This is a genomic window from Terrabacter sp. 2TAF16 (genome assembly GCF_052115065.1).
In the GTDB taxonomy this organism is placed as follows: domain Bacteria; phylum Actinomycetota; class Actinomycetes; order Actinomycetales; family Dermatophilaceae; genus Terrabacter.
In genome coordinates this window covers 64,113-88,670 of sequence record NZ_JBFRFZ010000012.1, presented here as the reverse complement: position 1 = coordinate 88,670, position 24,558 = coordinate 64,113, and the positions used below count along the sequence as shown (strand labels likewise).

Annotated in this window: 20 protein-coding genes, 1 tRNA gene and 1 pseudogene; 4 read left to right on the top strand and 18 right to left on the bottom strand. The window is 70.1% G+C overall.

The window, feature by feature from the left end:
- Window positions 1–84 precede the first annotated feature (84 nt).
- From AB4Z14_RS17720 to AB4Z14_RS17670, 11 genes are all read right to left on the bottom strand, one after another.
- Window positions 85–1,062, bottom strand: a complete 978-nt coding sequence (locus AB4Z14_RS17720) for an alpha-ketoacid dehydrogenase subunit beta (RefSeq protein ID WP_442276352.1) — start codon at window positions 1,060–1,062, stop codon at window positions 85–87.
- Complete coding sequence (locus tag AB4Z14_RS17715; protein WP_442276351.1) at window positions 1,050–2,114, bottom strand: thiamine pyrophosphate-dependent dehydrogenase E1 component subunit alpha; 1,065 nt, start codon at window positions 2,112–2,114, stop codon at window positions 1,050–1,052. The genes AB4Z14_RS17720 and AB4Z14_RS17715 overlap by 13 nt, the downstream gene beginning before the upstream one ends.
- Window positions 2,111–3,577, bottom strand: coding sequence for a M24 family metallopeptidase (locus tag AB4Z14_RS17710; RefSeq protein WP_442276350.1), 1,467 nt, complete (start codon window positions 3,575–3,577; stop codon window positions 2,111–2,113). Before AB4Z14_RS17710 ends, AB4Z14_RS17715 begins: the two co-directional genes overlap by 4 nt.
- Before the next feature lie 74 nt (window positions 3,578–3,651).
- Window positions 3,652–4,728, bottom strand: coding sequence for a 2,3-butanediol dehydrogenase (locus tag AB4Z14_RS17705; RefSeq protein ID WP_442276349.1), 1,077 nt, complete (start codon window positions 4,726–4,728; stop codon window positions 3,652–3,654).
- 86 nt (window positions 4,729–4,814) lie between these two features.
- Window positions 4,815–7,430: an ATP-binding cassette domain-containing protein gene (locus tag AB4Z14_RS17700; protein ID WP_442276348.1), complete on the bottom strand. Its 2,616-nt coding sequence runs from the start codon at window positions 7,428–7,430 to the stop codon at window positions 4,815–4,817.
- Window positions 7,427–8,533: a substrate-binding domain-containing protein gene (locus AB4Z14_RS17695; protein WP_056771813.1), complete on the bottom strand. Its 1,107-nt coding sequence runs from the start codon at window positions 8,531–8,533 to the stop codon at window positions 7,427–7,429. Before AB4Z14_RS17695 ends, AB4Z14_RS17700 begins: the two co-directional genes overlap by 4 nt.
- A 55-nt stretch (window positions 8,534–8,588) precedes the next feature.
- Complete coding sequence (locus AB4Z14_RS17690; RefSeq protein WP_442276347.1) at window positions 8,589–9,599, bottom strand: ABC transporter permease; 1,011 nt, start codon at window positions 9,597–9,599, stop codon at window positions 8,589–8,591.
- Between the two features lie 183 nt (window positions 9,600–9,782).
- Entirely contained in the window at window positions 9,783–10,670 is an 888-nt protein-coding gene (locus AB4Z14_RS17685; RefSeq protein WP_442276346.1) for an NAD(P)-dependent oxidoreductase, read from the bottom strand.
- Window positions 10,663–11,727: a zinc-dependent alcohol dehydrogenase gene (locus tag AB4Z14_RS17680; protein WP_442276345.1), complete on the bottom strand. Its 1,065-nt coding sequence runs from the start codon at window positions 11,725–11,727 to the stop codon at window positions 10,663–10,665. Before AB4Z14_RS17680 ends, AB4Z14_RS17685 begins: the two co-directional genes overlap by 8 nt.
- A 17-nt stretch (window positions 11,728–11,744) precedes the next feature.
- Window positions 11,745–12,725, bottom strand: a complete 981-nt coding sequence (locus AB4Z14_RS17675; RefSeq protein WP_442276344.1) for a zinc-dependent alcohol dehydrogenase — start codon at window positions 12,723–12,725, stop codon at window positions 11,745–11,747.
- Window positions 12,726–12,835: 110 nt separating this feature from the next.
- Window positions 12,836–13,543 carry a helix-turn-helix domain-containing protein gene (locus tag AB4Z14_RS17670; protein WP_442276343.1) on the bottom strand — a complete coding sequence of 236 codons (708 nt, stop codon included), beginning with the start codon at window positions 13,541–13,543 and terminating at the stop codon, window positions 12,836–12,838.
- A 389-nt stretch (window positions 13,544–13,932) separates the two neighbouring features.
- Here AB4Z14_RS17670 and AB4Z14_RS17665 point away from each other — a divergent pair, with 389 nt between their 5' ends.
- Window positions 13,933–15,000 (top strand): SDR family oxidoreductase, encoded by a 1,068-nt coding sequence (locus AB4Z14_RS17665; protein WP_442276342.1) that lies wholly within the window; start codon window positions 13,933–13,935, stop codon window positions 14,998–15,000.
- A gap of 56 nt (window positions 15,001–15,056) precedes the next feature.
- Here the strand turns inward: AB4Z14_RS17665 and AB4Z14_RS17660 are convergent, their stop codons facing one another.
- Window positions 15,057–15,485 (bottom strand): hypothetical protein, encoded by a 429-nt coding sequence (locus AB4Z14_RS17660; RefSeq protein WP_442276341.1) that lies wholly within the window; start codon window positions 15,483–15,485, stop codon window positions 15,057–15,059.
- A 112-nt stretch (window positions 15,486–15,597) separates the two neighbouring features.
- Window positions 15,598–15,674 (bottom strand) — tRNA-Phe (locus AB4Z14_RS17655).
- A gap of 238 nt (window positions 15,675–15,912) precedes the next feature.
- On the opposite strand from AB4Z14_RS17655, the gene AB4Z14_RS17650 reads away from it, so the two are divergent.
- Window positions 15,913–16,479: a YceI family protein gene (locus AB4Z14_RS17650; RefSeq protein ID WP_442276340.1), complete on the top strand. Its 567-nt coding sequence runs from the start codon at window positions 15,913–15,915 to the stop codon at window positions 16,477–16,479.
- A gap of 25 nt (window positions 16,480–16,504) precedes the next feature.
- Here AB4Z14_RS17650 and AB4Z14_RS17645 read toward each other — a convergent pair whose 3' ends face one another.
- Both AB4Z14_RS17645 and AB4Z14_RS17640 read right to left on the bottom strand, forming a co-directional pair.
- Complete coding sequence (locus AB4Z14_RS17645) at window positions 16,505–17,026, bottom strand: hypothetical protein (RefSeq protein ID WP_043647959.1); 522 nt, start codon at window positions 17,024–17,026, stop codon at window positions 16,505–16,507.
- Between the two features lie 159 nt (window positions 17,027–17,185).
- Window positions 17,186–18,208 carry a M12 family metallopeptidase gene (locus AB4Z14_RS17640; RefSeq protein WP_442276339.1) on the bottom strand — a complete coding sequence of 341 codons (1,023 nt, stop codon included), beginning with the start codon at window positions 18,206–18,208 and terminating at the stop codon, window positions 17,186–17,188.
- 190 nt (window positions 18,209–18,398) lie between these two features.
- On the opposite strand from AB4Z14_RS17640, the pseudogene AB4Z14_RS17635 reads away from it, so the two are divergent.
- Window positions 18,399–18,560, top strand: a pseudogene (locus AB4Z14_RS17635) (dihydrofolate reductase); the annotation flags it as partial.
- A gap of 71 nt (window positions 18,561–18,631) precedes the next feature.
- Here the strand turns inward: AB4Z14_RS17635 and AB4Z14_RS17630 are convergent.
- Complete coding sequence (locus tag AB4Z14_RS17630; protein WP_442276338.1) at window positions 18,632–20,770, bottom strand: MMPL family transporter; 2,139 nt, start codon at window positions 20,768–20,770, stop codon at window positions 18,632–18,634.
- Between the two features lie 199 nt (window positions 20,771–20,969).
- On the opposite strand from AB4Z14_RS17630, the gene AB4Z14_RS17625 reads away from it, so the two are divergent.
- On the top strand, window positions 20,970–22,406 hold the full coding sequence (locus AB4Z14_RS17625) for a GuaB1 family IMP dehydrogenase-related protein (protein ID WP_256796109.1): 1,437 nt from the start codon (window positions 20,970–20,972) through the stop codon (window positions 22,404–22,406).
- Window positions 22,407–22,569: 163 nt separating this feature from the next.
- Here AB4Z14_RS17625 and AB4Z14_RS17620 read toward each other — a convergent pair whose 3' ends face one another.
- Entirely contained in the window at window positions 22,570–23,271 is a 702-nt protein-coding gene (locus AB4Z14_RS17620) for an HAD family hydrolase (RefSeq protein WP_442276337.1), read from the bottom strand.
- Window positions 23,261–24,547: a fatty acid desaturase family protein gene (locus tag AB4Z14_RS17615; protein ID WP_442276336.1), complete on the bottom strand. Its 1,287-nt coding sequence runs from the start codon at window positions 24,545–24,547 to the stop codon at window positions 23,261–23,263. The genes AB4Z14_RS17620 and AB4Z14_RS17615 overlap by 11 nt, the downstream gene beginning before the upstream one ends.
- Window positions 24,548–24,558 lie beyond the last annotated feature (11 nt).

The window sequence follows — 24,558 nt, the reverse complement described above, 5'->3', positions numbered from 1 at the left end:
GCACCTGCCGGGGGCGGTGGCCACCTGAAGCGCGAGGGGCCGGCCGACCCCCGGGGAGGAAGGGCGCCAGCGACGGAGGCACGCTCACGACTGGAGCGCCTTCTCGACAGTCCGGGCGACGCTCTCGGCGGACGGCATGACGAGGTCCTCCAGGGAGTCGGCGGACGGCAGCGGGATGTGCGGGGTCGTGATCCTCTGCACCGGTCCGTCGAGGTCCCAGAACGCCTCGTCGGCGACGAGGGACGCGATCTCGGCACCCCAGCCGAGCAGCTGGGGATTCTCCTCGACGGTGAAGAGCCTGCCGGTCCTGGCGACCGAGTCGAGGATCGTCCGGGTGTCGAGAGGTACGAGGGAGCGCACGTCGATGACCTCGGCATCGATGCCGCGGGTGGCCAGGTCCTCCGCAGCAGCCAGCGCCCTCGGCACCATCATGCCGAGCGCCAGGATGGTCGCGTCGCGACCGGGGCGGCGCACCTTGGCGGTGCCGAGCGTGTCGACGATCTCGCCGTCGGGCACCTCGCCCTTGGCGGCATACAGACCCTTGTGCTCGCAGAAGATCACCGGGTCGTCGTCCCGGATCGCCGCGGCCATCAGGCCGACGACGTCCTCGGCGGTCGACGGCGTCACGACCTTGAGCCCCGGGATGGCCATGGCCCAGTTCTCGATCGACTGCGAGTGCTGGGCCCCGAAGCGCAGGCCTCCGCCGTTGCCCGTCTTGATGACGAGCGGCATGGTCACCTGACCCGCCGTCATGTAGCGCGTCTTGGCGATCTGGTTCACCACGATGTCCCAGCACACGGCGAAGAAGTCCGAGAACATGATCTCCGCGACCGGTCGTAGCCCGGTCATCGCCGCGCCCATGGCCGCGCCGAGGATGGCCTGCTCGCTGATGGGTGTGTCGATGACCCGCTTCGGGCCGAACTCGTCGAGCAGGCCGACCGTCGTCTTGAAGACGCCGCCGGCCCCGGCGATGTCCTCGCCGACGACGACGACGCGCTCGTCGCGGCGCATCTCCTGTGCGATGCCGCGCGCGACGGCATCTCGGTAGCTCAGTTGCGCCATGACCATCCTCCATCAGCCCAGACATCGGTGAACGCGCTCTCGGGAGAGGGGAGCTCGCCGGCGATGGCTCCCTCGGTGGCCGCATCGACGAGCGCGAGAGCCGTCGCGTCCATGGCGTCGAGCTCGGCCTCCGGAACGCCGAGCCGCCCCAGTCGCTCGCGGTAGATCGTGAGTGGGTCGTACGCCTTCCAGGCGTCGACCTCACCGGTGGGACGGTACTTCCCGGGGTCGGCGCGCGAGTGCCCTCCGTGGCGGTAGGTCAGGGCCTCGACGAGCGAGGAGCCCCGGCCCGAGCGCGCCCGGTCGAGGGCTTCGAGCGCGGCGAGGTGGACGGCGTCGGCGTCGTTGCCGTCGACGACGATCGACTCGAGCCCGTACGCCGCGGCCCGGTCGGCCGCCGGGTGCGCGACGGCGGTGATGTCGCGGATGGACGTGTACTCCATGTAGAGGTTGTTCTCGCACACGAAGACGACCGGTAGTCGGTACACCGCGGCGTAGTTGAGGGCCTCGTGGAAGGCGCCGATGTTGGTGGTCCCGTCGCCGAAGAAGCAGACGGCCACCTGGCCCGACCCGCGGTACTGCGCGGACCACGCAGCTCCGTTGGCGATCGTCAGGTGCGCCCCGATGATGGCATAGGACCCCATCATCCCGTGCTCGACGCTCGTGAGGTGCATCGAACCGCCCTTGCCTCCCATCAGGCCGTTGGCCCGTCCGAGCAGCTCGGCGAGCACCGGTGTCATCGGCACGCCCCTCGCGAGGGTGTGTGCGTGGCCGCGGTACGTGGCGAAGGTGTAGTCGTCCTCGTGCATGGCGGCTCCGAAGCCCGCCGCGATCGCCTCCATGCCGAGCGACAAGTGGCTCGTGCCCTTGACCAGCTGCTTCATGAAGAGGTCGTAGGCGCGCTTCTCGAAGGTCCGCATCTCTCGCATCGAGCGGTAGAGCTGTCGCCGCGTCTCCAGGTCGACGTCGAGCGCGTCGTTGCTGTCGCTCCGCCCCGGTGGGAGCACGACGCCGTGCTCGCCGTAGCGGTGCTCCGCCAGGGGCAGTCTCATGCGCCGACCTCCGCCGGGGTGGAGCTGTTCCTCGTGCCGGACTCGGCATCGGTGCCGGAGTCGGCGTCGGTACCCGAGTCGGCGTCGGCATCGGTGCCGGAGTCGGCGTCGGTGCCCGAGTCGGCGTCGGTGCCGCGCGGCGCGCGGTTGAGGTGGGACTGGCTGTCGCGCATCGTCGGCAGGTGGCCGCCGGTCGTGAAGTAGCGCTTGCCGGCCACGAGCAGCTCCTCGGCAGGGAACTTCGTGATGACCTCGCAGCCCGTGGCGGTCACGACGACCTCCTCCTCGATCCGGGCCGCCCCCCAACCGTCGGCCGCGGGCCAGTAGGTCTCGAGGGCAAAGACCATGCCCTCCTCCAGCGTCTCGGGGCTGTCGAAGGAGGTGAGGCGGCTGAAGATCGGTCGTTCCCAGATCGACAGGCCCACGCCGTGGCCGTACTGGAGCGCGAAGGCCGCCTCCTCGTTGGCGAAGCCGAACTCCTGCGCGGTGGGCCACAGCGCGACGACGTCAGCCGTCGTCACGCCGGGCTTGACGATGTCGATCGCCCGGTCCATCAGCTCGCGACAGATCGTGTACGCGTCCCGCTGGGCCCGTGATGCGCTGCCCACGGCGAAGGTGCGGTAGTAGCAGGTCCGGTAGCCCATGTGGCTGTGCAGGATGTCGAAGAAGGCCGGGTCGCCGGGCCGGATCAGCCGGTCGGTGAAGACGTGCGGGTGCGGTGAGCACCGTTCTCCCGAAATGGCATTGACTCCCTCGACGTGCTCCGAGCCGAGGTCGTACAGCGTCTTGCTCACCACGCCGACGCACTCGTTCTCACGGACGCCCGGACGGAGGAACTCGTAGAGGTTCTCGTAGGCAGCATCCACCATCGACGCTGCCTGCGTGAGCAGGCCGATCTCGTCCCCGGTCTTGATCCGCCTCGCCTCGAGGAAGAGCTGCTGTCCGTCGACGACGTGGAAACCCGCCGCCTCGAGCGCGAAGAGGACCGGCGGCTCGACGATGTCGACGCCGATGGCCTGGCCGTCGAGCCCGAAGTCGCGCATCACCTGGGCGACCTTGGCGGCCACGTCCGCGGCGCGCCCTGCCCCGGGGGAGATCGCGCCGCGCAGCGTGGAGATGCCCGCGCGGGCGCCGTAGTGTTCTCCCCGACCCGCAGCCGCGTGTGGTTCGTCGAGCCAGGTGGACTGCAGCTGGTGGTGACGGGCGGCCGACCCGAAGTCCCACAGGACGGGGTCCCCCCCGCGGGGGAGAATGGCGAAACGGATCATCTTGTCCATCGCCCATGTCCCGATGTGGGTCGCGGTCATGTAGCGGATGTTGTGGAAGTCGAAGGTCAGCAGGGCGCCGAGGTCCGACCGGTCGAGCTCCGCCTTGAGCCGGGCCAGGCGCTCGCGGCGCAGCCGGTCCAGGTCCAGGCGACTCTCCCAGTCGACCGCGTTCGTGCCGTACGTCGGTGACACCATGACTACTCCTCGAGAACGTGGATGGATCGGCAGCTGGTCGGTCGCGGCCGGTGGCGCAGGGTCGGTGGGCCCGGTCAGGCCGGCGTCGCGCCGGTCGGTGAGACGAGGATCTTGAGCTGGTCGCCCGACGGGTTCACGAGGACGTCAAAGCCGTCCGGGACGACCCGCTCCAGCTCGATCTGGGCCGTGACGGCCTTGGCGACGGGGTACTTCCCCGAGGCGATGAGCCTGATGATGCGCGGCCAGTCGGTGATGAGGTAGCACCAGCTGCCGATGTAGCTGATGTCCTTCTCCGACAGCCGCATCGCGTCGATGGTGGCCGGCTTGGTGTGCAGGCCCGTCTGCACGATCGAGCCACGCGTGCGCACACTGTTCATCGCCGTGGTCAGGCCCGGGGTGCTGCCCGAGCACTCGGCGACCACGTCGACGCCGGCGCCTCGGGTGAGCTGTGCGATCGACTCGGCGAACCCGTCCGCGGTCGGGTCGAGGACCGGACCGACGTCGAGGGAGGCCGCGAGCGCTGCGCGGTTGGGATTGGGTTCGGCGATCACGACGGTCGCAGCGCCGAGGGCATCGGCGTAGAGGGCCGACAGCACCCCGATGGGTCCGGCGCCGGTGATGAGCACGATGTCGCCGCCGCGGATCCCCACCCTGTCGATGCCGTATGCCGCCACGCTGGCCGGCTCGACGACGGCCCCCTCCACGTCCGACACCTCGTCGGGGAGGGTCGAGACCTGGTACTCCTTGAGCACGGCGTACTGGGCGAGGCCCCCGGTCTCGGCGGAGAGCCCGGTGCAGGCGAACCGGACGCACAGGTGACCGAGTCCCTGTCGGCAGAAGGTGCATCGGCCGCAGACGATCGCAGGCATGATGCTCACCCGGTCGCCCACCGCCACGTCGGTGACCTGCGCGCCCACCTCCACGACCCGGGCGGAGAACTCGTGCCCGAGCGTCTGGGGGAGGGTCACCCCGGTCAGGGGGTGCGGCGTGGTCGGGGTGACGATGGGGCCCACGAGGTACTCGTGCAGGTCGGTGCCGCAGATGCCGCACCAGAGGACCTCGACGAGGACCTCGTCGGGGGCCTTGATCTCGGGGGATCCGACGTCCTCGATGCGGATGTCGGACTGTCCGTGGAAGCGTGCTGCGCGCACTTGAGTCTCCTCGGTGGTTGTCGATGGATGACGGACCGCCCTGCCTGCAGGGTGATTCGAAGGTCTGGTGATGGTGTCGAGCGCTGTCAGGCCCTGACTCGGCGCACTTGGCTGTAGATCACGGCGGCAGCCACGATGAGGGCGCCCTGGAAGAAGTACTGCCACGTCTGCGACAGGTCGAGGAAGACCATGGCGTTGAAGACCTGGACGATGAGCCCGGCGCCGAGCAGCGTGCCGATGAACGTGCCACGACCGCCCAGGAGGCTGGTGCCACCGAGGACCACCGCGGTGATGCTGCTCAGGGTGTAGCCCACGCCCTGAGCCGGGTCACCGATGCCGAGCTGGCCGAGCAGCACGATGGAGCCCAGGAAGACGAAGCAGGAGGAGGCGACGTACGCCAGGACCGCCGTGCGGCCGACATTGATCCCGACCCGGCGGGCGGCGTCCTCGTCGGATCCGATGGCGCGCAGCCGCAGGCCGGGGCCCCGCCTGCGCAGGGCGTACTCGAGCACCACGGCAGTGACGACAAGGAGCAGGAAGACGACAGGTACCGGACCGATCTTGGTCTTGACGAGGCGGGTCACGGAGATCGCGATGTTTCCTCCGGGCGAGTCCCGGAGAAGGTAGCTGAGGCCCTGGATGCCGATGTAGCTCGCCAGCGTGGCCGCCACCGGGGTGAACTTGGCGAAGCGGATCAGGCTGCCGTTGGCGGCTCCGGTGGCGGCAGCGACCGCCAGCATGACGACCAGTCCCAGCGCCATGACCGCGGCCGATTTCTCGGCGGTCAGGAAGAACGAGCCGACGACGACCAGGAAACCGGCGAGCGGTCCGACGGAGAGGTCGATTCCCCCGGTCATGAGAACGATCGTCTGCCCGAGGGCGATGAAGCCGAGGGCCGCGCACGAGGTCATGACCGACGTGAGGTTGAAGGGTGCGAGGTATCGCGAGTTCTGCGACAGCACGAAGGCGCCGAGAAGGAGCATGACGAGCGCGAGGATGACGACCGGGGCATAGTCCCCGGTGAGGAAGCGGCTCCGCCGGGTCGAGACGGAGCTGGCCGTCCGGCTGGCGCCGCCCTGGTGCACCGTCGCGCTGACGGCCGAGTGGATGAGTCGTTCCTCGGTGACCTGAGCCCCCTCGACGACGTCGAGCACTGCTCCGCGTGACATGACGAGGACGCGGTCGCAGAGTCCTTCGAGCTCCTTGGCGTCGGAGGACGCGACGACGACCGGCACGCCCGCGGCGGAGACCTCGCGGAGGATCCGGTAGATCTCCGCGCGTGCGCCGACGTCGACGCCCTGCGTCGGCTCGTCGGCCAGGACGATGGCGGGGCGGGAGAGCAGGGCCCGGGCGAGCACGACCTTCTGCTGGTTCCCCCCGGACAGGGCCGAGACGACGGTCTCGGGTGAGGCGGTCTTGACGTCGAGAGCGGTGAGCTCGGCCCCGACGATGGTGTCCTCCCGGCGGCGGCTCAGCAGGACGCGACCCCGCAGCCGGTCCAGGGCGGAGAGAGCTGCGTTCTCGCGAACCGAGAGCGTCATCATGAGGCCCTCGTCGTGTCGGTCGGCCGGGAGGTAGGCCGAGCGCTTGCGCAGGTCGCGCGATGTCCGCGACACGCCGCCGACCGTGACCGAGCCCGAGAAGGCCGTGAGCCCGGCGAGCGCCCGCAGCACCTCGCTCTGGCCGTTGCCCACGATCCCCGAGACGCCGATGATCTCACCGGCGCGTGCCGTGAAAGAGACGTCGGAGAAGCCGGCGCCCGAGATCCCGTCGACGGCGAGGACCTCGTCACCCAGCTCGTCCTGCGGTGGCTTGACCGGGAAGGTCGACTCGAGCTGGCGCCCGACGATGAGTGACAGCAGCTCGTCGTCGGTGATGGCCTCCACCTCGGCAGTTCCGCGTACCTTGCCGTCGCGCAGCACGGTGACGCGGTCCGCCAGCTCGCGGACCTCTGCGAGGCGGTGCGTGATGTAGACGACGGCGGTGCCGGTGGCCGCGGCCCGCCGCACGCGTTCGAAGAGCATGTCGACGGAGTCGGCGCCCAGCGGGGCGGTGGGCTCGTCGAGGATGAGCAGCTTCGGCTCCACCGCGAGCGCCTTGGCCAGCTCGAGGAGGTGGCGCTGGGCGACGCTGAGGTTGCCGACCCGGTCCTCGAGGTGGGCGCTCGAGCCGACATCGGCCAGCATCTGCTGCATCGTGCGGATCTGCTCCGCGCCGGTTCCGAGGACGGCACCGGGCACGGCGACCACGAGGTTCTCGGCAACGGTGAGGTCGGGCAGCACCGCTGGGTGCTGGTGGACGATCGCGATGCCGAGCTGGGTGGCCAGGGCGGGTGTCAGCCGCTCGATGAGCGTGCCCGCGCCGGTGATGGTGCCGGCGTCCGGGCTCACCTCGCCGGAGGCGACCCCCATGAGGGTCGATTTGCCCGCGCCGTTCTCGCCCAGCAGGGCGTGGACCTCGCCCCGACGGATCTCCAGGGAGACGTCGGTGAGCGCCGCGACCCCGTCGTAGTTCTTGCTGATGCCGGAGAGGACCATCGCCGACTCGGCGATCACCGCGGTGTCTCTGGTCACGTCCAGTCCTTCGGTCGGCGTTTCGGTCGGCATCTCGCTCAGCGTCTTGGTCTCGGTGGCGACATCGACGGGCACGGGGTCGGCCGGGCCGTCGGTCGTGACGGCACCGGCCGCCCCGTGCGGAGTCACTTGAGCAGCTTCGCCTGGTCCTGTCCGGCCATCTGGGCGGACAGGTAGATGTCACCGGGAAGGTCCTTCTTGCACGTCACCGGGCTGGGCTTGCCGCCGACCGAGTCCTCGAAGGCGGGAGCCTTGAACTGCTTCGACGCGGGCGGGGTGCCACCGGTCGCGAGGGCGACGGCCCACTGGACCGCCAGTCGGGCGTTGTCGTTGCCCGTGGCCACGGTGAAGAGCTTGAAGTCCGGGTTCTGTGCCTTGTGCGCCTCGTAGAAGCACGAGAGGACGTTGCCGTCGGACGTCGCCAGGGCAGGGATGGAGCGACCGCTCTTCTCGAACTCCGGCAGAGCACCGACGAGGGACGGTCCGAAGTCGGACACGATCGCGTCGATCTTCGGGTACTTCGCGATGGCGGCACTCAGGACCTGCTGGGTCTTGGCGGGATCCCAGTTGGTGACCTCGAACGGCGCCTGCCCGATAAAGGTGTACTTCCCCGGGTCGAGGACCTCCTTCATGCCCTTGAGCTCGTCGAGCCCTTGGCTGTTGCCTGCGGGGCCGGACAGGAAGAGGATGTTGCCCCCGCTCGGCAGGGTCTTGGTGAGCCAGTCGGCCCAGTTCTTGCCATCGGTGACGAAGTCGGCTCCCACCCAGACGTCGTAGTCCTTGCCGTCGGCGCCGCCCGGGTTGACCCGGTAGGGCACCGTGGTGACGCCGGCCTCCTTGGCGCTCTGCAGAGCAGGGAGCATGGCGTTGCCGGCGTCCGGGAACACGACGAGCGCGTTGACTCCCTTGGCGACCAGGCCCTGGATGTCGGAGATGGCCTTCTGGGTGTCGCCCTGACCGTCGGCGTATGTGAAGCTCGTGACGCTCGGGCACTTGGCGATCTCGTCCTTGGCTGAGGCCGTCGTCACGAGACGCCAGCTGTTGCCGCCGAACCCGTCGGTCAGGCCCAGGGTGATCTGCTTGGAGCCGCACCAGGATGGCGCGCCCGAGACGGTGCTGCCTCCGCTGGCGGCGGGAGAGGCGCCGTCGGACGAGCTGCCACAGGCTGCGAGAGCCAGGGCGGCGACGCTCGACACTGCGAGGACGCGGATGGCTGTGTTGGGTCGGGACATTGCGGATCGACCTTTCTGATGGTCATGAGCCGGGTGAGGGATGAAGCAAGAGGGGTCAGGCTGGGACGGTGCTCGCTGGACGCTGTGATCGCCTTCGCAGCCGCGACCAGTTGATGGTGTAGAGCGCGACACCGATTGCGAAGGCGGCCGACTGCACGAGCGTCTTGCCCGCGAAGTCGAAGCCGAGGGCCAGCACGAACTGGTCCAGCTGGATCAGGAAGAGCGCCGCGACGGCTGTGGCGACGAGGTTGCCCCGACCGCCGAGCAGGGAGGTGCCTCCGAGGACGACTGCTGCCACCGAGGCCAGCAGGTAGCTGTCGCCCTGGTATGCCGTGGGCTTGTTGAGGATGCCGGCCAGGAGCAGGGCGCCCAGCCAGTAGAAGACCTGCGCGAAGACGTAGCCGCCGGCCTTGAAGCCCTGCACGCGCAGACCAGCAGCCCACGCCGCCGAGCCGTTGGCACCGACCGCCTCGAAGCGACGTCCCGACGCCGTCTTCTTGACGATCACCGTGACGACGGCGGTCGCGAGGACGGCGACGAGGACCGCGTGTGGGATCCCGAGAGTGCTGTCACCGGCGAGCCGGGCGAGCAGGTCGGTGGTCTGTCGGGGGGTCCCCCCGGACACGGCCAGCACCGCGGCGTAGAGCAGCGCGTTGGTGCCCAGCGTGGCGACGATGGGGTTGAGGCCGAGGCGTCCGATGAGCAGGCCGTTGCCGAGCCCGGTGAGGAGCGAGACCCCCAGCGCGAGCAGGGCGGCCGGGAGCACCTTGGAGTCGTCGCCGTAGGCCTGGTGGGTCACGATGACGATGACGAGTGACACCGAGCCTGCGACCGACAGGTCGATGCCGCCCTGCATGACGACCAGGGTCTGCCCGAGGGCGACGATGGCGAGCACGGCTGCGAACGGCAGCATGCTCTGGATCGCACCGGAGCTGACACTGCTCGGGGCGAAGATGAAGCCGGCGATGACGAGAAGGGCCAACGCCGCGACCACGGTCAGCAGTCCACGCGAGAGCCCCCGGGGGGTGCGGCGCGACGGGCTGACCGTCTCGTTCTTCGGATCCATGACCCACTCCTCGACACTGAGGGTTTCGATGCTGACCGTCCGGATCACGGGCGACCAAGGTGTTGGGTGAGACTGTACATAGAGCATTTGGCGTTAACAAGAGGTTCACGCTTGGGTCTTTGTCAACGAGACAAGACCGTGATGCGCGCCTCGGGACGGACACCCGCGAAGCGGGCGAAACGACTACTCGCGTGAGTCCCCTGCAGGCTGGATACGACTCAGGTCGGCCATGTCTCGCGGGCCCCACCCGGCGTCGACGGCGCCCTGCACCCGCCGCAGCGTCTGCTCCGTCACCGGCAGTGCCGCGCCGGTCGTCCTGCCCTGCTCGGTGATCAGGCGCAGGTCCTTGGCGACGAGCTCCAGGCTCATCGCGATCGGCGTCTGCGGGTCGAGGAAAGCAGGGCGCTTGTAGTGGACGAAGGGAGCCCCGACGACACTGCGTTCGAGCACGTCGTAGGCCTCCGTCCGAGTGACTCCGGACCGCTCCGCGAGGACGAGGGCCTCGGCCAGGGCCGCGTTGAGGTCGTGGACCACGAGGTTGACCGCGAGCTTCATCGCCTGGCCTGCGCCGACGTCACCCACCCGGAGCACCTCGGCCGCGAAGGACTCGAGGACCCCCCGGGCGGCGATGACGTCGTCGGGCCGCCCGGACGCCATCACGAGCAAGGTGCCGGCGGTGACGGCGGGCACGCTGCCCGACACGGGAGCGTCGACGAAGCGATGTCCTGCCTCGCCGAGCCGGCGACCCAGACTCGTTGCCGCCGCCACTCCGCTCGTCCCCAGGTCGATGACGAGGCAGTGGGTGGGCAGGGCGCTCAGCACGGCCTCGGAGAGCAGCAGCGACGTGGTCACGTCGCCGTCCGCGAGCATCGTCAGCACGACGTCCGCGTCCGTCACGGCCTCCGAGGGGGTCGTGGCCAGGAGGAGCTCGCCGTGTGTCTGCGAGTCCACCAGGGCCTGGGCGGATGACCGCGTGCGGTTCCACACCCGCACCCGGTGCCCTGCGGCGGCCACGCGTCGAGCCATCGCCGACCCCATGCGGCCGGTGCCCAGGACCGCGACGTCAGCCACGGCGAGGGTCCACCAGGATCTTGCCGCCCGCGGAGCCGGCCACGATCGGGTCGAGACCACGAGCGACGACATCGTCGAGGGGCACCGTCGTGGTGCCGATGACGCCCGCCAGCGGACTGCTCTCGAGCAGCGCGAGGGCACGGGGGATGTCCGTGGCGCAGATGTGGGCGACGGTGGTCGCGATGTCGACCTCACGCAGCACGATGTCCGCGAGAGCGAGCTCCTGCGGGGCCTTGACGAGGCCCACCAGCAGCGTCCGCCCTCCTCGCGCGCAGAGCGACAGCGCGCGGGCCGCGGCGCCGGGCGCGCCCGAGCTCTCGATGACGACGTGGGGCTGAAAGGGAACGAGGTCGCGCAGCTCCTCGAGCGTCGTCTCGCGGCTCACCGCGACGGTGCTCGTCGCGCCGAGTCGTCGCGCCACGTCGAGGCGGTCGGGGTCGACGTCCACCACGGTGACCGTGCCCCGGTGGCCACGCAGCCCCGCCAGGACGAAGGAGCCGATCGCGCCGGCGCCGAGCACGACGACGTCGTCCCCGTCAGCGATCCCGGCGCGGTCGATGGCGTGCAGGCCGACCGCGAAGGGTTGTGCGAGCGCCGCTTCGGTGTCGTCGCACCCGTCCGGAATGGTGACCAGGGTGCTGACGGGAGCGACGACGAGCTCGGCGAGTCCACCGTGGGTCGACAGCCCGAGCGTGTAGTAGCGCTCGCACAGGTTGGTGCGACCGGCCGCGCACCAACGACAGGAGCCGCACGAGACTCCCGCGCCGCAGGCCACCCGTCGGCCGGTCCAGCGTCTGCCCCCGTCCCCTGCGTCTGGGCCGGCGGCGACGACGGTCCCGATGAACTCGTGGCCGAGCACGGTGGGCCCCACGTGGCCGCTGCCGGTGTGTCGGTCCGTGAGCGGGACCATCATCGGTCCCTTCGCGTACTCGGTGGCGTCGGTACCGCACAGGCCGTTGAGAGCGACCTGGATGAGGACCTCACCCTCGCGGGGTCGTGGCTCTGGTCGGTCCTCGACCCGAAGGTCCAAGCGACCGTGGAGCACTCCTGCGCGCATCATCGGCCCCCTACCCGTCAGAGTTGGGCGGACGAGGTGATGTGGACCTTGACCTGGGACCGGTCCTCCAGAACGGCGGTGATCGCCTTCTCGGAGTCCGCGAGATCGTGGCTGGAGGTGACGAGTGGGCTGAGGTCCACCCCGCTGCGGGACAGGAAGCGCAGGGTCTGCGGCCAGACGCCGGGGGAACCGATGATGCCGCGAGCCTGAAGCTCCTTGGACTGGAACAAGCCGAGCTTCGCAGGTGCGGAGCCGCCCACGTCGATCCCGATGTAGACGATCCGGGCGCGGAACGCAGCGACCTCGAGCGCCGTCGCCATCGCCGCCGGCTTGCCGCTCGCCTCGAAGACGACGGAGGCCCCCTCGCCGTCGGTGGCCTCCTGCACCGCGCCGACGAAGCCCTCGGCAGTGGGGTCGAGCACCTCGTCGGCACCGAGCCGCAGAGCGAGCTCCCCCCGGTCCGCTGAGGGCTCGGCCACGACGACCTTCGCACCTCGGCCCACCGAGGCGGCCACGACGCCGAGCCCGATCGGTCCGGTCCCGAGCACGAGAACCGTGTCGCTCGCGTCGAGGTTGTCGGCGCGGACCGTCGCGTAGTAGCCGCAGCTGAACGGCTCGACCAGGGCGCCCTGGGTCCACGACAGGTTGTCGGGAAGGCGGTGGAGCCAGGCCTCCTTGGCCAGGAAGAACTCGGCGGCGGCCCCGCTGATGCTGAAGCCGAAGTGGTCGTCACCGATGACGCACTCGCCGACGACCCGGTCGCCGACGCCGAGACCCTTGACATCCCGGCCCACGCGGACGACTTCGCCGGACCACTCGTGGCCGGGGATCACCGGGTAGGCGAAGGGGATGATGTATCGGCCGGCGAGCAACTCGATGTCGGAGTGGCAGATCCCGACGCTCCGACTGGCGACGAGCACCTCGTCCGGGCCCGGCTCGGGGACGGGGACCTCGTTGAGGTGGAACTGGTCGGGCCCGGTGAACTGCAGCGCGCGCATGTGACGTCCTCGGCAGATGGCTCGGAGCGGTGCAAACCGCTGAACAGGTGGAACGACGGGAGTTCAGTCAGAGTGAACGCTCGGGGGCCACCTGTCAAGCAATCCGGTGGTCAGGACGGGGGGTGGACCACGAACCAGATCCCGCGAGCCGGCTGAGAATGCAGGTTGCGGAAGAGGTGGGGCTGGGAGGAGTCGAAGCCGAGGGCCTCTCCCGCCTGCAGGGTGAAGACGTCGAAGCCCACCGTGATCTCGAGCTCGCCCTCGAGGAGGTATCCGAACTCGGCGCCGGCGTGCTGCAGCATCCGGCCGTCGTTGGTCGAGTTGCTGTGCGGGGGATACACGATCTCGATGAAGTCGAGGTCCCCGCCGGTGTTGTCGGCCAAGCGTTCCCACACGACCCCGGTGTCCATCTCGAGGCGGGATCGGCCGCCGGGCCTGGTGACGGAGACGCGCTCGGCACGACCGGTGCGGGGAACGGCGTCGACCGGGGAGCTGATCTCCGACCGGCTCGGGAGGCCCTCCGCGTTCGCCGGACGCGAGGCGGCGGCCAAGGTCTCGGTGCCGTCGGCGTCGTCACCCGTGCCCGAGGATGGGCTCGCAGCGCCGCCATCCACGGCGAACAGCTCGTCGATCGACACGCCCAGCAGCTGGGCCAAGGAGTAGAGGGTGGCCACCGACGGTTGCGACTTGCCGTTCTCGAGCTGGGACACGAAGGAGGGCGAGACCCCCAGCTGTCGGGACACCTCGCGAAGGGACATCCCGGTGGCGAGCCGCACCTTGCGGAGGCGGCCACCGAGGTTCTCGACCTGCTCGACCACTCTCGGCTCACCTCTGTGCTGGCGTCGGTTTTCCCCGACAGTAGCGCGGGGCGACCCGTCCTGCCCGATCCGGCCGGCGCTCACTCGGGCACCGCCGCAGCACGACTCGGGACCGGCTCGCCGCGGCGGCACGTGCCGGGCCTGAAGTGGCGCGACAGGGTGGGCGCGGCGTGGGTCCGGGTGAGGATGCGTCCAGCCATGGGGGTCCTCCTCGGGAGCCGGGATGTGGTCGGGGTGGAACGGTCCAGGGCAGACGCAGGCGAGCTGTTTCGAGGTAACGTTAATCATCACTTGACGCCCTGTCCAGATCACGGCACCATCGGCCTGTCGCGGACATGGACGCTCGGACGTCACCCGCCGCACCGTCAGCATCGCCCGAAGGAGCGCGCATGGCACCCACTGCCCTCGTCGTAGGAATCACCGGCATCGGTGGACAGAACTGCGCGCACGCCCTGCTGGACAAGGGTTTCGACGTAGTGGGCCTCTCCCGCTCCGTGCGCGAGCCCGTTCCCGGCGTCGACCACGTCCTCGCTGACGTCCTCGACCCCGATTCCGTCGAGCGTGCGGTCGCGGGCAGGCCGATCTCGCACCTGGTGTTCACCACCTGGCAACGGCAGGCGACGGAGGCCGAGAACTGCCGGGTCAACGGTGCGATGCTGCGCAACACCCTCGAGGTCCTCGGTCGCACCACCACGCTCGAGCACGCCGTCCTCGTGACCGGCCTCAAGCACTACCTCGGTCCCTTCGAGGCCTACGCCAAGGCTCCGGCGGAGACGCCCTTCCGCGAGAGCCAAGGGCGACTGCCGTTCGAGAACTTCTACTACGTCCAGGAGGACGCACTCTTCGAGGCAGCGGCTCAGCAGGGCTTCACGTGGTCGGTGCACCGACCGCACACGATGATCGGCTACGCGCTCGGCAACGCGATGAACATGGGGGTCACGCTCGCCGTCTACGGCAGCATCTGTCGCCAGACGGGGCAGCCCTTCGTGTTCCCCGGGAGTCCACAGCAGTGGGCAGGCGTCACCGACATCACCGACGCTCGCCTACTGGGTAGGCACGTCGCGTGGTCGGCGACCGACCCCGCCGGGCGTGACCAGGCCTTCAACACCGTCAACGGTGAGGTCTTCCGGTGGCGTCAGCTGTGGAGCCGGGTCGCGGAGGGCCTCGGTGTCGAACCCGCCGAGTACCCCGGTCAGCCGCAGCCCCTCGAGGGGCGCATGACCCACGCCGACGAGGTGTGGGCCGACCTGGTCTCGCGCCATGGTCTCGCCCCGCACCCGGTGGCGGAGCTGGCGTCGTGGTGGCACACGGACGCTGATCTGGGGCGCACGGTGGAGACGTTCGCCGACATGGGCAAGAGTCGCAAGCTGGGCTTCCTCGACTACCAGGACTCGGCGGACTCGTTCCTCGACCTCTTCGAGTCGCTGCGACAGCGAAGGATCATCCCTCCCCTGTGAGCCCGGGAGCGACGAAGCCGTCGACAGGACACGGGGCCCGGCGCCGGCCGCATGGGTCACGCCTCGCCGGCGGTCCAGCCGGTGACCCGGACGATGCGACACACGAGCACCCGGTGGAAGGGCTTGTCGGCGTACTGCGGCACGGTGCCGGCCAGTCGGTCGGCGAGGTCGTCGGTCAGGGAGGACGGCGGGTCGCTGACGTGCCGGAGCTCGGCGCGCACCCACCACAGCCTCGACCAGTCGTCGGCCTCCCAGCGCTCGATGAGCAGGGAACACCGCGGGTCGGCCGCCAGGTTGACCTCGCGCTGCAGCCGGGAGGACGTCTTGGGCTTAACCGTGTCGATCGGGATGCCGACGTGCCCGTCGTCGCTCACGGCATACACGACCGGGACCGGGTCGGGCCCGCGGTCGGGGTGCAGGGTGCACAGCACGCCGTGGACCTGCTCGCCCAGGCGGGACAGAGCCGTCTCCTCGTTGAGCCTCATCGCATGCGCTCCTCATCGTCGGGTGGTGCCCAGAAGGTCTGGTCCCAGCCTCCGCCCATCCCGGGGAACGACGAAACCGCAGGTCAGGCGGGGTCTGACCTGCGGTTCCGGGTGGTGGCCAGGGGCGGGGTCGAACCGCCGACCTTCCGATTTTCAGTCGGACGCTCGTACCAACTGAGCTACCTGGCCGCGACAACGAGTGGAACTATAGCCGACCCCTCGGGGCATCAGGCAAGCCGCCCGCGGCTGGCGCATCGCGTGCGTGTGCGGGATCGTCGGGGGGTATGGGAAGGACGGCCGGCGGGGGCTCAGGGCCGGGACTCCGTGCTCCGCACTTGCCAACGAACGAGGCAATAGTGAAAGATTCAAGCACCCTGGGTCGTGAGAGGATGCCGCGACTCATCCATCGACCTGCAGGGGAGAGACCATGACCGACCACGGATCCGCGTTGAGCGGGGACTGGGACTTCGACCCGGCCCACACCCGTATCGGCTTCTCGGCCCGGCACGCGATGGTGACGACCGTGCGCGGCTCCTTCAACGACGTGACCGGCCGCCTCTACGCCGACCTCGACGACATGGCCAAGTCCTACGCCGAGGTCGTCCTCAAGGCGTCGAGCGTCGACACCCGCAACCAGCAGCGTGACGACCACCTGCGCAGCCCCGACTTCTTCGACGTCGAGAAGTGGCCCGACATCCGCTTCGAGAGCACGCAGATCGAGGAGGTCGAGGAGAACGCCTACATGGTCTCCGGCAACCTGACGATCCGCGACGTCACCAAGCCCGTCACGATCCCGATCGAGCTCATCGGCGTGCAGACCGACGCCATGGGTGCCCTGCGGGCCGGCTTCGAGGGCTCGCGCCGGATCAACCGTCGCGACTTCGGCCTCGAGTGGAACATGCCGCTCGACGCCGGCGGCGTCCTCGTCTCCGAGAAGATCTCGCTCGAGTTCGAGATCTCCGCCGTCAAGCGCGGCACCGACCAGCAGGGCTGACCAGCAGGCTGATCAGCAGGGCTGATCAGGCCCCCGGACCCTTCGTGCGCACGTCGGCGACGTGCGACATCGCCTCGCGCAGCTCGCCGAGCCAGTCGCTCTCGTGCTGCCCGACGAGCTTGACGCACCAGGCCAGCGCCTCGGCGCGGGACCTGGCGACGCCGGCATCGACGAGCGTGTCGAGGACGAGTCGCTCCGGCTGACGCAGCCGGGTCATCGCCGGCGCAGCGACGTGGGTGAACAGCTCCGTGCGGTCGCCGACGCGGACGGCCCACGACACCTTGCGCTCGAAGCGGTGCTCGGCCTCGCGGGCGATTTCGATGCGGCGACCGCGGGTGTCCTCGCGGAACGCCTTGGCGCGCCCGGCGCGGGCCTCGTCACGCTCGGCGTCGCTCGACCCGTCGGGCAGGTCGACGTCGGTGACGGTGAGGACGACGGTGATCTCCTCGCGGTCGACGGTGATCTCGGGCGGCGTGCTGCGCCACTCCTCGGGCAGGCGGCCGACGAACCAGCCGCGCACCCGCTCCAGTGCTTCGTTCGTAATCATGTAATCAGGATTACTCCATTACGGGCGGTCGTCAACGCCTTACGCCGGAGGCAGAGCGCGAGGACGCATGCCGTCGCGTGGCGTGCGGACGGCATACGTCCTCGGGGAGCGGCGTGGCCTGACCCGCGGGGCTGTGGGGGCTCTGTGGTGCGAGCCGGCTCAGCGCCGGCGGACCCGGATCGAGTAGGCGCCGGTCCCGCTCGGCCGGTAGTGGCGCACCTGGGCGACGTAGTGGCCGGGGGTCAGCCCGGCGCGCACGCGCGCGTTGACGCCGTAGCCGCTGTCGTCGTCCTCGCCGACGAGGTCGGTGTCGCTGTTCGGTCCGAAGAGCGAGAGGTAGACGTCGGTCGAGCCGCGGGTCGTCACCTCGTAGAGCCCGTCGCTCGCGACGTCGAAGGCGTAGAGGTCCTCCTCGCCCGCGGCGCCGATCGAGTCCTCGACCTTCGGGCCGTCGACCGTGAGCGTCGCGGCGTCGGTGACGACGGGAGCTCCCTTGGGGTACATGGCTGCTCCCGCGACGAACGCCTTGTCGAGCGACGACAGGTCGTCGTTGGCGTGCGTCGCGACGCCGTTGAGGGTCCACGTCGCCGGGAACGCGTAGAGCATGATCGAGTCGGGGTCGAACTGCGTCCCCTTGATCTGGTCGACGGCGTACTTCATGAAGACGTTGTGGCGCACCTTCGCCTCGTCCCAGCGGTTCGGCGGGCCCGCGAGGGCCGCGATGACGACCGGCTCGTTCCACTGGATGCCACCCTCCGGGTTCGAGTGCTCGTGGGCGAGCCCGATGGCGTGCCCGAACTCGTGCCCCGCGGTGCCACCGTCGAGGAAGCCGAGGTTCATCGTCGCCTCGTTGCTCGGGATGCCCTTGTTGTCGGTGCCGACGTAGGACCACGCGCCGTCATTCGGGTCGAAGGAGACGCGGAGGTCGGCGTTCGGGTGGTTGCCGAAGTCGAAGGAGATGTTGCACGCGGCCTGCCACCACGCGGCCTGCTCACGGGCCTTGGCCTGCTGCGCGGGCGTGCCCTCGAGGAAGCGGACGGTGAGCGTCGTGCCGTTCATCCACGCCTTGCCGATGGGCGAGATCGCGCGGTCCGCACCGTCCGGGCCGCGCTCGCGCCGGTGAGGGCGCATCAGGTCCTTGGGAAGGATCCGGTCGAAGCACACGTGCGGTGCATCCGTCATGGCGTTCCCCCAATCGGTCCGGGGCGCAGTCGCGTCCACCGTCCATCGTCCTCCCGCGCGCGCTCGCGCACAGCCGAACGGGCGTATGCCGTGTGGTTGCCCTCGTGGGCCGCTGCGGGCCGGTTGACTCCTGCGCGAGCGACAGCCCACGATGGATGATTTGGGGCACCCCGAAGCAGAGGAGAGCGCCGTGGGCACGGTGGTCTTGCACGGCTCGGTGTCGGTGGACGGCTTCGTCGTGGACGAGAACGACCAGCCCGGACCGCTGTTCGACTGGTTGTCCGACGGTGACGTCCCGTCGGACGAGAGTGGCGAGCTGCAGGTGTCGCCGAGCGGGTGGCACCGGATCGGGCCCCCGGCTGCGCCTGCGCGTCGCTGCCCCGTGCCCGACGCGCCACCCGACATCCAGCTGGCGACGAGCTCTCAACCCTGAAGAGCCGGTTCGGCGGCGGGCTCGGGACGCTCGGCTGCTGCGGTGGTCGCGGCATCGGTGCGGGCGAGCCGGCTCGGCCACCACATCCGTGCCCCGATGTCGAGGTTGAGGGCGGTGACGAGGACCGAGCGGACGATCAGCGTGTCGAGCAGGACGCCGAGTGCCACGGCGAAGCCGATCTCGGCGAACGCGACGATCGGCATCGTCGCGAGCACCGCGAAGGTGCCGGCCAGCACGAGCCCCGCCGACGTGATGACCCCGCCCGTCGCAGCGAGCCCCACGAGCGACCCGCGCCACGTCCCGACCTTCTTCGCCTCCTCGTGGACACGGGTCATGAGGAAGATGTTGTAGTCGATGCCGAGGGCGACGAGGAAGACGAAGACGAAGAGTGGGAACGAGGAGTCGGCGCCGGCGAACCCCAGCACGTGCCGGAAGACCAACGCGGACAGGCCGATTGCCGCTCCGAAGGAGAGCAGGACCGTCCCGATGAGGACGATCGGTGCGGTGAGGGCGCGTAGCAGGAGCACGAGGATGAGCAGGACGACGCCGAGGATGACGGGGATGATCCGCTCGTTGTCGTCGGAGCTGGCCCGGAGCGTGTCGACGCGGGTCGCCGTGTCGCCACCCGCGATGGCGTTCGCACCCGGCACGGCCGCGATGGCCGTCCTGATCCGGTCGAGCGTCGCGGTCGCCGCGTCGGAGTCCGGGGCCGAGGCGAGGGTGGCCTGGATGAGCGACCGGCCGTCCCGAGTCACCGGGTCGGCGACCGTGTCGACGCCGTCGACCGCCTCGAGCGACGACCGCACCTGGGCGGCGGCGGCCTCGTTCGCGAGGACGAGGACCGGGGACCCCCCGCCGGCGGGGAAGTGCTTCGCGACGATCTGCTCGCCGATCACCGACGGCGGCGTCGTGTAGTAGGAGTCCTTGTTCTGCAGCCCGACCGCGTTGAGCTGGAGCACCCCGAGCGACGCGATCGCGAGCAGGAGCGACGTCACCACCCAGGTGCGTCGCGGTGCCCGGGCGATCCGGGCGCCGATGCGGGCCCAGACCCCGTCGCGGGTGCCGTCGACGGAGCCCGGGGTCGGGCGGACGGGCCAGAAGACCCAGCGGCCCAGGACGACGAGCAGGGCCGGCAGCAGCGTCAGCATGACGAGCAGGGCGACGGCGATGCCGATCGCGGCGACGGGGCCCAGTCCCTTCGTCGAGCTCATCGACGCGAAGAGGAGGCAGAGCATGCCGGCGACGACCGTGGCACCCGAGGCGAGGATCGCCGGGCCGGCGCGGTGCAGGGCAACCGCCATGGCCTCGTGCCGGTCGGCGTGACGGCGCAGCTCCTCGCGGTAGCGCGCCACGAGGAGCAGCGCGTAGTCGGTACCGGCGCCGAAGACGATGACCGTGAGGATGCCGGAGCTCTGTGCGTTGACCGTGAGGGTGTCGCCATCGGCGAGGAAGTAGATGACGCCCTGCGCGACGAACAGGGCGGTGCCCGCCGAGACGACGGGAAGGAGCCAGAGGATCGGGCTTCGGTAGGTGATGAGCAGGATGAGGATCACGACGGCCATCGCGCTGTAGAGCAGCTTGCCGTCGATGCCGGAGAACGCCTCCGACGAGTCCGCGCCGTAGCCGACCGGCCCGGTGACGTGCATCGAGAGACCAGCGGGCCCGTTGGCGGCGATGTCGCGCATCTGCGTCGCCGTGGTGCTGAGGGAGTCCCAGCCGGCTTCCCCGGCGTCGACCGGGACGATGACCTGGAGCGCCTGGCCGTCGGCGGACGGGATCGGGCCGACCGAGTCGCGCTTGACCGGCTCGAGGGCGTTGAAGCGCGCGACCTGCGCGGTCACGGCGGCGAGGTCGGCCGGCGTGACGCCGCTCGGCCGCTCGTAGACGATGACGGCGGGGAACTCGTTGGTGCTCTGGAACGCCGAGATCTGGTCGACGACCTGGGTCGACTGGGCGTCCGCGGGAAGCCAGGACGCGGCCTCGTTGTTGAGGACCGACTGCAGCTTCGACGACGGGCCGGCGAGGAAGGCGACCACGACGATCCAGAAGCCGACGACGAGCCACTTCGTCACCCGGGAGGACGGGATGCGCGCAAGCCGCCCGACATCGCCGATCCTGTTGTCATTCATGGCATTTGCCCCCTACCGGAGTCTGCCGCGCAGTCGCAGCCCCATCAACGCTAGGGCCGCCGACGGCCGCGCGAACAGGGGTTGGGGCCAGGTTGGGGGTCCACGTCAGGGTCAGGTGGGGGAGGACCCTGACCTCGGGGCCCCGTCAGGGCCGGGTGCTGACCGCTGCTCGCCCCGGAACCGCCTACCATGGGTTCCCGTGCAGTTCCTCAACGGTCTCCAGCCCCAGCTCGACCTCACCTACGACGACGTCTTCATGGTGCCCAGCCGCTCGTCGGTCACGAGCCGCCTCGACGTCGACCTGTCGTCGGTCGACGGCTCGGGCACGACGATCCCGCTCGTCGTCGCCAACATGACCGCCATCGCCGGTCGGCGCATGGCCGAGACCGTCGCCCGACGTGGCGGCATCGCCGTCATCCCGCAGGACATCCCCGTCGAGGTGGTCCGCGACGTCGTCGGCTGGGTCAAGCAGCGCCACCTCGTCCACGACACGGCGATCACCCTAGAGCGGCACATGACCGCCGGGGAGGCGCTCGTCCTCATCGGCAAGCGGGCCCACGGTGCCGCAGTCGTCGTCGACGGTCCGAAGCCCGTGGGCATCGTCACCGAGAAGGACCTGACCGGCGTCGACCGCTACACACAGGTGCACGACGTCATGCACGAGGACATGGTCGTGCTGCCCGACTCCATCGACCCGCAGGAGGCCTTCGAGCGGCTCTCGGCTGCGCGGCGCAAGGTCGCCCCCGTCGTCTCCGAGCACGGCGAGCTCGTCGGCATCCTGACCCGGGGTGGTGCGATCCGAGCCGGTCTCTACCAGCCGGCCGTCGACGCCAGGCAGCGCCTGCGCGTGGCCGCCGCGGTCGGCATCAACGGAGACGTCGCGGCCAAGGCCGCCGAGGTGCTCGACACCGGCGCCGACGTCCTCGTCATCGACACCGCCCACGGGCACCAGGACAAGATGATCGACGCGTTGCGTGCGGTGCGCGCGCTCGACCCGCAGGTGCCGGTCGTCGCCGGCAACGTCGTGTCTGCTGCCGGCACGCGTGAGCTGATCGAGGCCGGTGCCGACGTCGTCAAGGTCGGGGTGGGCCCGGGGGCGATGTGCACGACCCGGATGATGACTGCGGTCGGTCGGCCACAGTTCTCGGCCGTGCTCGAATGTGCCGCGGCCGCAAGGGAGCTCGGCAAGCACGTCTGGGCTGACGGTGGAGTGCGGCACCCGCGCGACGTCGCCCTCGCGCTCGCGGCAGGCGCGTCCAACGTCATGATCGGTTCGTGGTTCGCAGGCACGCTCGAGTCGCCCGGGGACCTCTACACCGACAACGACGGGCGCCAGTACAAGGAGTCGTTCGGCATGGCGAGCAGCCGGGCCGTGCGCAACCGCACCGCGACCGACACGGACTACGACCGCGCCCGCAAGTCCCTCTTCGAGGAGGGCATCAGCACGGCCCGGATGTACATCGACCCCGCACGCCCCTCCGTCGAGGACGTCATCGACGAGATCGTCGCCGGGCTGCGCAGCAGCTGCACGTATGCCGGTGCGCGCACGCTCGAGGAGTTCCACGAGCGGGCCGTCGTCGGGCTCCAGAGCACGGCCGGGTTCGCCGAAGGGCGCCCACTCCACACCTCCTGGTGACGCCGGCGCCCGACGGCGGCCGACGGCGCCCGACGGCGGCCCGTGTCAGCGGCGGACGATCGGCACGGGACCTGCCGCATGATCCGCCGTCCAGTGCGGTGATCACCCCACCGAAGCGCGGATCGTCACGCGGTCACCGCTCGGGAGGCGACGGCATACACGATCAGTGGCGCTTGCGGCCGACCTCGACGATGCGCCAGCCGCGCTCGCGGGCGAGCTCGCGCAGCTCACGATCCGGGTTGACCGCGACGGCCTCGCCGACGCGCTCCATCATCGGCAGGTCGCTGACCGAGTCGCTGTAGGCGACGCACCGCGCGAGGTCGTAGCCGCGCTCGGCTGCCAGTTTCTCGATCTCGATGACCTTGCCTGCGCCGTAACAGAACTCGCCGCTGAGGTGCCCGGTGTAGCGGCCCTCCTCGTCGAGCTCGCTGCGCGTGGCGACGGCGCCCTCGAGCCCTAGCGCGGCCGCGATGCGGCTGACGAGCTCGATGGGGGAGGCCGACACGACGATGCGGTCGTGGCCGGTGGCGCGCGCCTCGGCGAGCAGGCCCATCGAGGCCGGGATGGCCTTGCGCACGATGCCCGGCGTGATCGCGTCGGTGAGATGGATGATGTCCGACTGCGGGATGCCGGCCACCGCCCGGAGGATGCGCTCACGCAGGGCCTCCGAGCCCTCGTCGGTGGATCCCTTGCGGTGGAAGGAGATCGCGTTGACGGTGTCCTTGACGAGGTCCTTCCACGGCACGTGACCGCCGCGGAAGGCGGCGATCGCGAGCGGGTAGTTGGCGGAACCTCGGATCAGGGTGCGGTCGAGGTCGAAGAAGGCGGCCGTCGGCACCGGTCGTGCCCCCGCCTCAGCCGACACGGGCCACCATCGGCTGGGCGGGACGCCGCGGCGGGACCGGGGCGTTGACGGCGCGGGCGGCGTTCTTCGGCAGCGGTCGCGGCCGGTTCGGCAGGGCGAGGCGGAAGACCTTGGCCCACGCCTGGTAGACCTGCTTGGGCAGCGGGCCGGTCGTGTACGGCAGGCCGTAGCGCTCGCAGATCTCACGCATCTCGACCGCGACCTCGTGGTAGCGGTTGCTCGGCAGGTCGGGGAAGCAGTGGTGCTCGATCTGGTGGCTGAGGTTGCCGGTCATGAGGTGCATGAGCTTGCTGCCCGAGATGTTGGCCGAGCCGAGCATCTGGCGGATGTACCAGTCTCCGCGGGTCTCGCCCTCGATCTCCTCCTCGGTGAACGTGTCGACGCCGTCGGGAAAGTGGCCGCAGAAGATGACCGAGTGCGCCCAGACGTTGCGGATGGCGTTGGCCGTGAAGGTGCCGATGAGCGCCTGCTTGCCCGAGCCGAAGGGGACCGCGGCGAGCGGGGTCGCGGCGTAGTCCTTCGTGAACTGGCGAACGACCTTGCGGCCCATGGCCTTGAGATCCTTCTTGAGGTCGTCCTTGGACTTCTCCCCGTCCTTGACCGCTTCGAGCTCGAGGTCGTAGATGGCGATGCCCCACTCGAAGAACGGCGCGAGGATCATGTTGTAGAGCGGGTTGCCGAGGTTGCCGGGGTGCCACGGTTGGTCCTCGTCCATGCGCAGGATCGAGTAGCCGACGTCCTTGTCCTTGCCCAGCACGTTGGTCCACGTGTGGTGCAGGTCGTTGTGCGTGTGCTTCCAGGCGGCCGCCGGGGTGACGAAGTCCCACTCCCACGTCGTGGAGTGGATGTCGGGGTCGCGCATCCAGTCCCACTGGCCGTGCAGGACGTTGTGGCCGATCTCCATGTTCTCGAGGATCTTCGCGACGCTGAGCATCGCGGTGCCGGCGACGAACGCCGTGCGCTTCTTCGAGAAGAGCAGCGTGGCGCGGCCGGCGACCTCGAGGGTGCGCTGGACGCGGATGACGCGGCGGATGTAGGCGGCGTCGGCAGCACCACGCGTCGCGATGACGCGGTCGCGCAGGGCGTCGAGCTCCTTGCCGAGCTGCTCGACGTCGGCGTCGCTGAGGTGCGCGGCGGCGCTCGGCCGCTTGGCGGGTCCGCCGGACGCCGCGAGGACCGGCTTCCGGTTCCGGGTCGTCGGGGCGGTGCCCTCGGCGACGCCGGTGGCGGCGGCCTCGAGGGTCGTCGTCGTCGGTCGGTTCGTGGTGGCTGTCATGGTGGTTCCCT